Source organism: Bacillus sp. AMCV2 (genome assembly GCF_056033925.1).
Genome location: NZ_JBVYIB010000002.1, coordinates 527,892 through 540,153, shown reverse-complemented (window position 1 = coordinate 540,153; position 12,262 = coordinate 527,892). Strand labels below are relative to the sequence as shown.

The 12,262-nt window shown below is 38.2% G+C and carries 14 protein-coding genes; all 14 read right to left on the bottom strand.

Annotation, left to right across the window (positions count from 1 at the left end):
• Window positions 1-8: 8 nt before the first annotated feature.
• Window positions 9-998, bottom strand: coding sequence for a bifunctional lytic transglycosylase/C40 family peptidase (locus tag AC0OMA_RS02870; protein WP_474221878.1), 990 nt, complete (start codon window positions 996-998; stop codon window positions 9-11).
• Entirely contained in the window at window positions 995-3,442 is a 2,448-nt protein-coding gene (conG, locus tag AC0OMA_RS02865) for a transposon conjugation system subunit ConG (protein WP_474221877.1), read from the bottom strand. The genes AC0OMA_RS02870 and conG overlap by 4 nt, the downstream gene beginning before the upstream one ends.
• Window positions 3,443-3,445: 3 nt before the next feature.
• On the bottom strand, window positions 3,446-3,772 hold the full coding sequence (locus AC0OMA_RS02860; RefSeq protein ID WP_041904620.1) for a YddF family protein: 327 nt from the start codon (window positions 3,770-3,772) through the stop codon (window positions 3,446-3,448).
• A gap of 17 nt (window positions 3,773-3,789) precedes the next feature.
• A complete protein-coding gene (gene conE / locus AC0OMA_RS02855) occupies window positions 3,790-6,285 on the bottom strand; it encodes a VirB4-like ATPase ConE (protein ID WP_474221876.1) in 2,496 nt (831 codons plus the stop codon).
• The gene (locus tag AC0OMA_RS02850) at window positions 6,173-6,697 is read right to left on the bottom strand and encodes a conjugal transfer protein (protein ID WP_413599832.1); all 525 of its coding nucleotides are present in this window, start codon (window positions 6,695-6,697) and stop codon (window positions 6,173-6,175) included. Before AC0OMA_RS02850 ends, conE begins: the two co-directional genes overlap by 113 nt.
• Window positions 6,698-6,709: 12 nt before the next feature.
• Window positions 6,710-6,958 carry a transposon conjugation system subunit ConC gene (gene conC, locus AC0OMA_RS02845; RefSeq protein ID WP_003240418.1) on the bottom strand — a complete coding sequence of 83 codons (249 nt, stop codon included), beginning with the start codon at window positions 6,956-6,958 and terminating at the stop codon, window positions 6,710-6,712.
• 11 nt (window positions 6,959-6,969) lie between these two features.
• Window positions 6,970-8,034 carry a conjugal transfer protein gene (locus AC0OMA_RS02840; RefSeq protein ID WP_474221875.1) on the bottom strand — a complete coding sequence of 355 codons (1,065 nt, stop codon included), beginning with the start codon at window positions 8,032-8,034 and terminating at the stop codon, window positions 6,970-6,972.
• 27 nt (window positions 8,035-8,061) lie between these two features.
• Window positions 8,062-8,211: a hypothetical protein gene (locus AC0OMA_RS02835; RefSeq protein ID WP_003328171.1), complete on the bottom strand. Its 150-nt coding sequence runs from the start codon at window positions 8,209-8,211 to the stop codon at window positions 8,062-8,064.
• A gap of 115 nt (window positions 8,212-8,326) precedes the next feature.
• Window positions 8,327-8,503 carry a hypothetical protein gene (locus AC0OMA_RS02830; RefSeq protein WP_221776881.1) on the bottom strand — a complete coding sequence of 59 codons (177 nt, stop codon included), beginning with the start codon at window positions 8,501-8,503 and terminating at the stop codon, window positions 8,327-8,329.
• Window positions 8,504-8,575: 72 nt separating this feature from the next.
• Window positions 8,576-8,857: a hypothetical protein gene (locus AC0OMA_RS02825; protein WP_474221873.1), complete on the bottom strand. Its 282-nt coding sequence runs from the start codon at window positions 8,855-8,857 to the stop codon at window positions 8,576-8,578.
• A 12-nt stretch (window positions 8,858-8,869) separates the two neighbouring features.
• A complete protein-coding gene (locus AC0OMA_RS02820) occupies window positions 8,870-9,187 on the bottom strand; it encodes a hypothetical protein (protein WP_413599830.1) in 318 nt (105 codons plus the stop codon).
• Between the two features lie 11 nt (window positions 9,188-9,198).
• Window positions 9,199-9,465: a hypothetical protein gene (locus tag AC0OMA_RS02815; protein WP_080624164.1), complete on the bottom strand. Its 267-nt coding sequence runs from the start codon at window positions 9,463-9,465 to the stop codon at window positions 9,199-9,201.
• Window positions 9,466-9,730: 265 nt separating this feature from the next.
• Window positions 9,731-10,789 carry a DNA relaxase NicK gene (gene nicK / locus AC0OMA_RS02810; RefSeq protein ID WP_474221872.1) on the bottom strand — a complete coding sequence of 353 codons (1,059 nt, stop codon included), beginning with the start codon at window positions 10,787-10,789 and terminating at the stop codon, window positions 9,731-9,733.
• Window positions 10,782-12,233 (bottom strand): ATP-binding protein, encoded by a 1,452-nt coding sequence (locus AC0OMA_RS02805; RefSeq protein ID WP_474221871.1) that lies wholly within the window; start codon window positions 12,231-12,233, stop codon window positions 10,782-10,784. Before AC0OMA_RS02805 ends, nicK begins: the two co-directional genes overlap by 8 nt.
• Window positions 12,234-12,262 lie beyond the last annotated feature (29 nt).

Sequence of the window (12,262 nt, the reverse complement as noted above, 5' to 3'; positions counted from 1 at the left end):
ACTCCTAGTTATTTAATGCGTCCAAAAGATACAAGGTGATCTCTCCAGTAACCTGATTTCAGATCAGAATATTCGATTCCACTGTCATTTGAATTAAACATTCTGCCATTGCCTACATAGATGCCGACGTGAGTAATGGCTTTTCCTTCGTATGTGCCGCCAAAGAACACTAAGTCACCCGCAGTCGCTTCTTTTTCACTTATTTTCTTTGTTGCCGCATGCTGTTCCTGAGCTGTTCTAGGAAGAGTAATTCCAGCTTTCGCAAAAGACCACTGAACAAGGCCAGAACAATCAAATCCAGTTTTCGGGTTTGAACCTCCCCAGGCATACGGTTGCCCTTCATATTTCAAAGCTTCTTTCATGACCGTTTCATAGAAATCCATAGAGCCATTCACAGGCTTCACATTTTTATCAGAGCCTTTCACATACCTCATGACATGGTCAACATAACTTGGGTCACCGTAGCTTTTCCAGCCCATTTTAAAAGCTTGCAATCGGCTGAAATCAAGTGCTAATTTCTTTGTGTATTTCCCGCCATTCTTTTTGACATAGTCTATAAATCCAGAACCAAAGTTGTATGCCTGTAGGGTTAAACGAACATCACCGCCAGCCTGTTTAAAAACCTTCTTAAAATGTTTAATGCCGACTTCAATCGAACGTTCTGGGTCAGTTATGGAGTTGGGAGGTAAGCCGATACTTTCGGAACTTTGCATGATATCTAAAGAACGCCCACCACTTTCTTGCATGGTGAGCGCCATAATAATATTCACTTGGTCAAAAACGCCTTCTTGACGGGCATATTTCTCAAATACTGCTCTAAATCGTTCCACTTCCGGCGCAATTCCACCTGTTTCATATTCGCCATCCCCGCCGCCTATAAAATCGTCCCCGACTTGATTTTCTCTTGAAATCGTCATAACCACTACGATACATAAAACAAAAAAGAAGATAAAAGGAGCCGAGAATACCAAAGGAAGAACTACCTTTTTACTTATCATCTTGTTCTTTCATCCCTTCTCAGTCGATCTTCTACTTTTGATGAAGAGCGTCTTGCAATTTCATTCAAAGACACTTGGTCAAATGAATTAACGCTTTGTTCAGTCCGTTTAATTGTTTGTGATGAAGGCTGTTTTTCTCTTGATACAGTCTTATTTTCAGCAGGAGCAACAGCCTGTTTTTCATCAACACGAATACCATCTGAATGAACTTTTGCGGGTTCAGATGGTCTGATTTTACGTTCGTTATTGGCAATAGGTTGATTTTCTACTTTTGTAGATTGAGGACTTTCAAAACCGAGCTGCGTTTCAGGTTGATTCATCATGACTTTTTGATCTGATCGTTTGATTTCTGCTGTTTTCTCTTGTGCTACAGGCTCACTATTGGAAACAGAATCATCTTTCTGGACTTCAAAATCTTGTTGCTGATCTGTTTCAAGATTCTGATTTTGTTCGTCATAAACATACGCTTTCTGATCAGTACGTTCTGTATCTTTTTCATTCTCTTGTAAGACAGGCGCACGATTAGAAGTAGATTCTTCTTCATGCTGTAATGATGCATCGTCAGTTTGTTGCTGGTTATTGGGCTGTTTAAGAAGCTGTTCCACATATTCTTTTTGATCTGTTCGTGCTGATTCATCTTTTTTATCCTGCAAGATAGGTGCTCGTTTGGATAAATCCTCATTTCCTTCATTCAAAGCATCTTTCAGCATAGGAGAGTTTATCCCGTCTTTTCTCAATCTGTCTAAATGGGATTGCTGTTTATTTTCTTTTGCATTTGCAAAGGCTTCTTTTTGTTTTTGCTTTTCTTGTTCTTTCGATAGAGTTTGAGGATTGCGTTTTAAGCTTCGACTGTTATGATTAGCTATTCCGTTAGCTGTTTCTTTTTGCGGGGTTCTTGAAATAGCATGAGTATTATCATATCCCATAGCAGCCCCACTCGGTGAATTACCGCCACCACTTGGAGGACCAGTTACGCCATCAGCATTCGAACCGTCTTTTCTTCCCCCAAAATTCTTTGTAAAGTCAGTAAATACGCCGCCTCCGTTACCCCATACTCCACCTATTTTCTTTGCTTGTTCCCAAGCAGGCTGAACAATGTTTTGTCTCATGTTTTCCATCATATTATTATCAACTGAAACAACTTTTCCAGCAGTCACAAACTTGATAATGGCATCCCTCTTGTGAAAACCAATCCACAAAATTGAGGCAAGGACAGCAACATTTAAAAGATACATTCCAAAACCATTTGGCGGTATTAATTTGTCAACGATAAAACAAGTCACGTACACAAACAGAACGATAACCCCTAACATTGCTTTCAGTAGGTAAACACTCCCCAAGCGTCCAAGCGTAACAAATCCCGAATAAGCTAATTGGGGAACATACGCTAAGATGAAAGCAAATGGCACAAAGAATACAATCACTAAAGCGATAATTTGAAGCAAGAAATTAAAGAACGCTAATGCTAAAAATGGTATCCCAATGACAATAGAAGCGACCACAGCGATAAAAGACTCTCCCAGCTGATTAAACACATTTCCAGAAGTCATAGATTCATTTTTATAATCATCAATTTCAGTCTCTTTTATATAATCTTTTTTATCTTTTTCTCCATCCTCTGAAAGCTTATAAGAAAGCAGTTTATCTATACGATTAAGTCCGCCTTTATCTGTATCTTTCTCATTGATTTTCTTTTCGCTTGTTTCATCAAAATTCACAATTAAAAAAGGCTTCATCAAAGCAATGTCAAAGTAAAGATTACGCATAACCGCAATTGTGCCTTCCATTTCTTTTCCTTTTTCAATCGCTGAACTGTCTGCAAAATTGCCTTCATCTTGAACAATGCCAACCAATCCATTTCCCGCAGTTAAAAGCTTTCCTTGCGCTTCTACGGACAAGGCATTCAACGCTTTCATGTAATAACCAGCGTTCGACATCCAAAGCCCACCGATCACCATGACACAAATAAATAGAATACTCCGCCGCATTGCTTCTTTTACGCTACCTCTCACACAGAATAGGTAGACAACATAGGCGCACGTGAAAATAAATAAAGCTTCACCGAAATTCTTTTTCAGTGTCTTATAAACTGTTTTAGAGACGTTTGTAATAGAATTTGCGAACTCGTCAATTGGTTGCAAGTTATACAAAATATCCATTCCCGCATCAACCACACGGACAATGTTTCCTGCAAAAGAAAAAGTGACGTTTGTCAGTCCAACAAACGCCCCCTTGATTAAATCGTCAGATGCTTCATTATTCGCTTGATAGCGTGAGATAGGAAACCTTTTTACCTTCAATTCCACGCCGCCAGCTTTTTCGACTTTTGGCTGTGTCGTTGTGTCTCCATCAGCCGAAATAACAGTGACAGCTGAAGCAACAGTTAGAAACAACAACACGATAGCCGACACAATCAGTATCCTTTTCTTTTTCATTACAGCCACCTCCTAATCTAATCGAGTTAATAAATAAAATTGGTATCTGGCTTTCTCTAAGTCTCTTTGTGTTAGCAGCACGTTTTCGGGATATCGTTCATACAGAGAGAAACAGATTGCTTTTTGATATTTCATATGCCTAAAAGTCTTTCGGTTTTGTTCAATCTTGATGCCTAATAATTTTTGCAGAAACTGTGCCGTTGATTTATGTCCGATAAAACTTTTGTATCGCCCGTCATAATGATTCAGCCATTGTTTCACTTCATCCAATGTGATTTTTTCAGCTTTATAAAAGCCAGGACTTGTGACAACAAGAGAGTTTAAGAAAGCTATTTCCATGTACGATTCAACCCCTTTTACAAATATTTTTCTTCTGCATATGCGACAGCTTTTTTCTCGACTGTTTTTAAAGCGCCTTGCCATTCTTCGAATAGACATTCAATTGAAATTTTGGAGGTACGGCCATAGTAATCTTTAAATAAGCATTGACCTTGAAACATGGATTCCATCATTTTTTTGTTTTCTTTTGTGACCTCCATGTTCATCCATTTCAACACTTCTTCACGCTCATTCGGCTCATCAAAGGCAAAGGCAACACCGAAGTTTCCAGAATCCTCTTCTTTTAAAGCATCTTTTGTGGATTGGGAAATGAAGTATTCCGCATTGTTATATGAGCGACCAATCCGGCGCATTTGTCTTTCTACTTTTTTTCCTTGTTGTGACGTGGTAAATATCCAAGCTTCATCTATAAATTCAACAGTCTGTTCATCTTGATTCATGCCGAATAGTTCGCAAAACTTACCTAGTGCAAACATGACGGCACTAGATTTTAATTGTGATATCGTGTAATTTTCGAGTCGCTCAGCATGATCCGGCAAATCCATATTTTCAACTTCTAAAATGGTGATTCGCTTTTCTAGTGACAATGCAGGATTTGAACCATCATGAATACAAAGTTTCAAAATGGAATCTGACACGACCTCATTTAAATAGTCACCAGCTTTTTGTACAGCTTCTTCGGGATGACTCTGCATCTTCCGAATAATATCAAGTGAGCCGACCTGTTCACCTTTTTGTTTCGCATCAATCACTTCTGACGTAGCACGAAGGAAAGCTGTGTTTATGTCGTCCTTCCCTTTAAAGTCATATACTTGTTCAAAAATGACTTGAACTAGCTCTTTTGCTTTCATAGGAGGGAGGAAGGAGATAGGGTCAAGCGCCCCCCAGTTGTGCGTGCTTTCATGATCTAGCGTGATATAGCTGTATTTCTCTAAATGTGCAATATATAAGGGAAAGTTCTCTCTAATGTACTCATCATTCAAGACTCTTTGAATCCACTTTCTCATTTCCTTTTTAGGGTCTATATACAGAGATTTGATGTTTAACATGCTGATATAGTTAAAGATCAATTTCGCTAGATATGACTTGCCGTTTCCTGTGTCTCCTGTGATTAAGCAGTGAGGAGAACGTGTCTTTGAACCTTTTAACTGCTGATTCGCTAAGAAAGGATGGAATAAGACAAAATCACGGCTGGACATAATGGCACTTTCTAAGTCGGTGTGCTCTTGGAAACGATCAACCCAACCGAGAAAGAATCCGATTTTCGAACCAATATCAGAGTTAACAGCAAACAGACTTTCTGCCACACCGTCTTGCGTTGTTTTTTGAATCCAGTTCTTATCAGTTATGTCTAACTTTTCACCAGGAAGCATTTTATAAAAAAGGTTCAGTTGATCAGCCACTGGAAGCCGACAAGTAATGCCAGCGCCTTTTAAATGCCTTTTGACAATCGTTGCTTTTCCCACACACTCTTTTTTTGTCTTTCCATGAACGACTATCACCGACAGCCAGTTCATCACATGCACATCTTCTTTCTTTATTTCATCTTGTAAATGCCTTATCATTGTGGCACTTGTGACAGTGGAAACATCACTTCGATCGCCTGTGCTTTGTTGTTCTTTTTGTTCTTCTTTCAATTGCTGTCTTTTGAGGTTGAGGGCAGGCTTGGTAATGGACTTTGATTCCGTTTGAATTTTCATCTGAACTTCAACAGGGAAGGGAAGAGACTGCGCTTCATAAAACAAATCACTTTCCGACATATTGTGAAGAAATTCGTCAATCACGACAAAAGCTGAATAGCCTTCATCTTGGTCACTATGCAGATGTAAAACTGATGGGTCAGTGGGGTCTATGATCGTGTTTGTAATAGAGCGAACATCCTTTATCTCACTTTCTTCATTCGTTTGGTGCTTTAACCCACGTACAAAGTGATAACGGTTAATGTATGTCATTTCTGTTTCTGAAAGCCGTTCTCCGCGAACAGAAGCCATGATATTCGCTAGTGTTTCTTCGACTTCCTCATATTTTTCAAAAAAAGAGGTGGAAACATTTTGTTCCCACCCGAGCATTTTCACGACTGTATCAGTCGCTGTATTGAAAAAAGATAGTATATTGTCTTTAAGTTCGACACTAATATTTACAAGACTGCTTTTCAGTTTTACACCTAATATGAAGTCATACTTTGTCAGCCTTCCTAATCGCTGTTCTAACAGTCTTACCGTTTCTTCATTGTAGTAACGTGCCACATCCATTGCATCTGCCGAAATATCTGTTTCTAAATCCTTAAATCGTTTTTCTAATTCATACTCACTTGGATACATCATCAAGTGAAAATCCTCATAAGATGTAATTTCTTCGAAAAGATGCTGCCACTTCTTTTTATACGATTCAACTTTTTCTTTATTTTGCATAGGGATCGAATTGCTTTTTATTCGGTAGTACGCCCACACGTCGCCCGTTCTTGTTAACAGCAAATTCTTGTGTATTGCCTTCATAGGCGTTTTTAGTCTCATTCGAATAATCCACCACCTTCAAAAGTTTTCGAAACTCAATTTGTTTTTCATTACTTAAATCAACCTTTCGGTCATTGCAAAACTTCTTTTGTGGAAGCTTGATAAAGAAGTAATACTTTGCAAAATCAATGAAGTATAAATAGATGTTTTTGCCTTCCGGCTTTATTTTCGTAACAAGCATTGTTAAAAAAATCGGTATTCCAAAAATCACGATGACGAAACTGTTATCAAAAGCGTGAGGAAAAATCATCCTCACGCCGTACCAAAATCCAAAGCAGAGACCAACAAAAATGAAATAGTTAATAGCCGGTATTAACTCAACTGCAAAGGGTAACGAATAATTTTCGGTTAATTGCTGAATCTTTTTCGGCTCTCTCATTGCCTTCCGGTAGTTGAACACCAGACGCCCCATTCAGATGCCCCCTTACAGTTTTTCCATTAGCGCATTGATCCAGCCGGAGAATTCTGGCCAGTGCTTAATAATCCATGTAACCGCACTACCAATACAGCAAACAAAGATAATGCCGCCCATTTTTAATTTCATAAGATTCTTTGCGGCTATGAACATGACCACGATCGTAATGAATTGGATAACAACATCTGATGCCCAACCTTTTACCCCTCCAAGTGTTGGAAGGTCTGCGCCAAGAATAAAGAAATTCATAAAATCCATATTTAAACCTCCTATTGATGATTAAGTTTTTTCACGTAATATTGACCGCTGTTTTCCGTAATCTCTAAACTGAATTTTTCATTTACCGGAATATCATTTTCTTTTTCCTTAAATCGAACAGCACAAAAAACCTCGAAACCTTTTTTCGTCTCGAAGATTTTCATTGACTGAACTTCCCCAAATAACAAGTTTCCTTCCAATGCTTCCGGCTTTTTCATCATATAAACCATTTCTTCTTTCTTTTCAGAAGCGTATTTCTCAAAGAAAGTATGAAGGAAAGATTCGATAGATTCTTTTTTCTCGCCTGCATATTCGTCTCTAGTCTCTTCTTTACTCTCAGAAGCAATATTGCCTTTCAGATCATAAATTTGTGTAAAGTAAGGGACAGCAGACACCGCAAAGGAATCACCTTTATTTGTGACTGGAATATTCAGCAACATTTGTTTTTCAGATTTCTCGTTTGTTTTAACCTTTTCTTTCACCTTCTTTTTCTTCTTTCCGTCTTTAACTTCTTTTTCAACTTCCTTTTCTACAGGGTATAGATTTTCATATGTGACCTTATATTGAAAAAGGCTGTTTTTATCACCTTCTTTCACGTTATATAAGCTGTAACCCTTTAACTCTCGATCACCTTTTAAACCATCCACATTGAAGCGTTCTTCATCTTCAAAATGGTTATCTTCCTGTTTCACCATGTAGCTTTCAAGGCTCTCCATACGTTTTTCAATAGACTCTTGATCGTTTTTCACATTCACATATTCATTGATGAACCCTGACAGAAAGTTTTCAGCAGCAGTCACCGAGATTTTTTGTTTATCGTCATTTGTTGGCTTATTCGCTTCGTCTTTCATGTTATTAAGTTGGGAGCGAGTATTAATTGACAGAAGCACAGCAAGCATAAAGATAAACAGCAAGCCCCCTACACAAGACCACAATGTGACGGCTATCAGCTTTGACCTGTCACGAGGTACTTTTTGTTTGTCTTTTTCCGGTCTTTCAATGCGTTTCAGTTTTTGAAAGGCAGACCGAAAAAAAGACTCTTCTTTTTTATCCGAGCCAATTTCTTTATGGAGCAATTCGATTCACTCTCCTTTCATATATTTCTAAGCACTTTCCTCCTGGTTAACTTTCATGTTTCTTGTCATTTTCAAAATGGCTCTCGCCATTTTTTCATAGTTCGGTTCGTTTAACTCCGTCACAATCACTTCCACTGGCTTACCTTTAATTTCAACGACCTCAACACTCTGTTTCATGAAAGACCTCGCTTTCTTCAAACCTGTTTTGTTTTTTCAAGGAATAATAAAAAGGATGCTACATGTTGTAACATCCTTACTTGTTCATCACATTTGAACTGATGATTATAGATTTTTAATTTGCTTCAAAAGAAGGCTTTTTCCCAATAAGTCTTAATATACTGCTTAGAACAACAATAGATGAAAATACTAATAGAGGTGTACTTATCTGTTGTTCGGTTAATAACTTAATACCAATAATTAAGACTAGCGTTACTATACAAGCTATGTTTATCCATTTCCACCAAGACATTAGTAAAACTCCCTCTAACTTGATTTACATTTCCATCATAAGTATAACATACCCCTTTTTACCACTCCCTTCTTATATAATTTGCTTTGTTTTTTCTAGGAATAATAAAAAGGATGCTACACGATGTAACACCCTTTTTATGCTTTGATTCTCCATATAAACTTTTAAGCTAGTCATTCGACCGTCCGGCAAATATCTTGTCTTGTAAAATGTGTAACGATATTCAGCAAATCCTTTTACTCTTCCTCCTTCTACAACTAACATGCAATCTCTACTTAAACTTCTTACAAAAACTAAAGAGGGAATACCAACATTAAAGCCCAGTCTTTTGAAGTGATTATCAACCGCAGACACTTGATCACCTCGTTATATTCGTCCTCCGTTTTTAAGATGATTTTCTTCGTAATCTTTTCTTATAACATGAGGATCATACATTACAAATTCGACAAGAACTATCCCGTCATCTGATTCCGTTTCATTTTCTTCAAGGACTCTAAAGTGAAAATACAAGTTCGCAACCATGTCCCCGCCGTTATCCTTTCTAACATGAATAATGATCATTTGATCATATCCCGATGAAATTTCATCCCTTAATCTTTCGAGTACGTCATCCAACAAGTGTATATTAAGATGCCTTTCTAATGTGTTTATAAGGGAGGACTCATTTAAAATCCTGTAATCCATGTTTTCACCCCTCAGTGATAGTAGGTTATTCCTTCAAATTCGACGCTCCGTTCATCTGTCTCAAAATCTTCATCCTCCAGTATGTTGAATGTGGCTTGAAGTTTAGCATTCACGTTATCTATAACCGCAAGAGTTTGGACTATGACTCTTTGAGCAACATCACTGTAAAAGACATCTTCCATCATTTTTTCAATTAATTCCTCCGCAATATCCAAACAGCCAAGAGACTCCAAATCACTCTCTAGTCGGGCCTGATTCAACAGATTAATGTTAAACATCTTATCCCTCCGATTTAAGTTCTTGGGTTTCACCCAAACCCACCAACGGAAGCCCGTTGGATTGCTGTTAATCTATCCCCCTATTCCCCCGAATCATCGGGGGACTCCCTCGCCGGTAGGCAGGAACAAACGGTTGTTTGTTCAATGCCAAGAGGGTTTTGGTAGCGCTGAATATGTCAACTCCTTATCCTCACTTCGTTCCGGTACCGTTGACACATACATTTAATCGCATCACCTGTGTTTATAAAGGTTTAGCAGCTTGTTTTTAAACGACCATGTCAGCAACATCAGCTATAAACACATTCAACATTTTTTCATGTTTTTCCGCCAGTTCAGCTTCTGCGATCATATCTGACAGATCAGTTTTCCCTAAGTGCTGATCAGCTTCCAGCACCATTTTCATAGTGGGAGCGCAAGAGTTACGAAGCCAGTTTCTTGATTTTTGATAGAAGTCTTTTTGTGGTTTGACGTACAAAGGAAGTTTTCCAACATCACCTATAAATTCAGACCAAAAAAGGCTCGTTTTCCAATGCTCTCTAGTGATGTTTTCATCAGCATCAACGAACCTTACATAATTATTAATGATTTGCATAGCGATTAAGGTTAAATCCTTTGTTTTCAATAAAGCATCTATAGCCACTTGTGCACGTTCATTTTTAAGCCGCAATTCATAACGATTCCAATCTCCCAGTTCTTCTAACGGAATGTTATACCTTTCTGCTTGTTCATAGTTTTTTTCGTAAAAGCAAAGGTACGCTTCTGACTTTTTAGAACCAAAATATATTGTCGTTCCGCCTGTAATGCCATCAGATAGATCAAAGGAGCCGTTGAAATCGGATTTTCTAAAACGTGAAATACATTCGCCCTTTTGGGCTTTCTTTAATAATTCCGGTATAGAAAAGTACGTCTTTTTATCATCAATCGCCAAATCAAAGCGAGTAAATGAACCGCCTTGTGCCATGCAATCTTGAAAGAAGTCGTACCATGTTTTCTTCCGGCATTCCAAGAAGGATTCAAATTGACGGCAACCTTGACCGGACATTTCTATCAAAACACCTCTGTTATCATCCGGCGCAGAATAAAAGACTTTGATATAGTCCAGTTCGTACGTGCCAACGTAGCCATAGAAACCAGATTGTTTCTCAGTCATAAAGTCTTTGCTAAGGTGAAGAACCTCTTCAATAATTCGGTCAACATCATGAGTTTTAAAAGAGACTCGAATATAGTCAACCATTGATAACAAAGGGCTTTCAACGGTTTCATTTTTTTCTCTTACGATTACTACCCCCCTGTTAGCGTGGGGGGGTTGGTTTAGTTCAGTCATTCGCTACGCTCATTCCTTCCTCGGGCGTCAGTTCGGTCGCTTGCTCGCTTACGCTGCCGCTGGCGACTGCCGTCGCCTGCGCTCCCCGCGCTCCCTCCTTCGCCCTTCGTATTTCTTCTAAAAAGTCATACCCACGTGGCACAAGAGGACTGTAAAATTCAAATACAGTACCGGTTCCCATGTCTGCATATCCTCGGCCAGTCACTTTTTTATTTCCAAAGGCTTTATCACTGTCTCCAAACATCATTCCGTAACCTGTCTCGGACATTCTGCCTACAGTAACACGAAAATTGAACTGATCACGAATACCATCAACCAAATATTTTGCATCTGGACGTTGTGCCGCCATAACAAGAAAATAGCCAGCTTGCCTTCCAAGCATGACTAATTGTTTCATATGGGACAGCGCTTGATTTCTCTCTTTCATGTCGAGTAAATCCATAAAAGCCACATATTCATCAAAGAAAATGAAAACAGGTTTTAATCCGTAATAAGCATAGTTTTCACCTGTCTTATAATTCGGCATGTTTTTCATCTCATCCATTCTCTTCATCATGCCTTCAACTGATTCTCTTAAACACTTAAGGATGCCAATTTTCTTCGAATAAACGTTACCTGGGAACACTTCTTCCAAGTCTGCTAAATCTGCATGTTTCGGATCTAATATTTTAATTTCTGCACCATAGCCAGTACATGCTTTGATAACAGTTAATATATAATAAGTTTTACCGCCACCAGTACCACCAGCTATAAGCATGTGCGGCAACTTATCAAATTGCCATGAAACATGCTTCATTAATTGCATAACACCATCTTTTGCAACAGCTTCATCAATTGAAATACTGTTCTTTTTGACATCGTAAAGAAGCTTGAAGCAGATAAAACCTTCTTCCATTTCTTTATCAACCATGTCACAAAATAAACCGTTCTCCAAATCCTTTCCTAACTCTAGGAAGCGATTCTGAAAACGGCTCATATCCATAGCAATACGGATATAAATGTGATTGTTTTTAACTTGGTAATACATCCTAGGAAAATACGTGATTTTTTCCTTTGTCCCTGTATCATTTGAGAATAGCTTTTTAACCTTCACATTATCTTTTTCATAAAACTTGTTAGACAAAATCATTCTTGCAAGCATTTGCCTGTGCTTTAACCTTTTAAATAGTCCATTAAAAGCTATATAGGCAACATAAACACTTCCAATACCAATAGACAACGAACAAATCAAGCTTTTAACGATCAAAGAAACATTCCATTTAAAGTGATGAATCAATTGAAATACATCAAAGTGAAGAAGGTGATCTCTCCAAAAGATAAACATTGATAACAAAAAAACAGGCACAAATATCATTGCGCCTGCTAAAATTAAGTTATTCCTCATATATGGACGAATTCGTTTTCCTCTATACTTCCAGATCCTTTTCTGTAAGAAATCATTCATACACATCACCCGAAATATGGCTTAAAGAG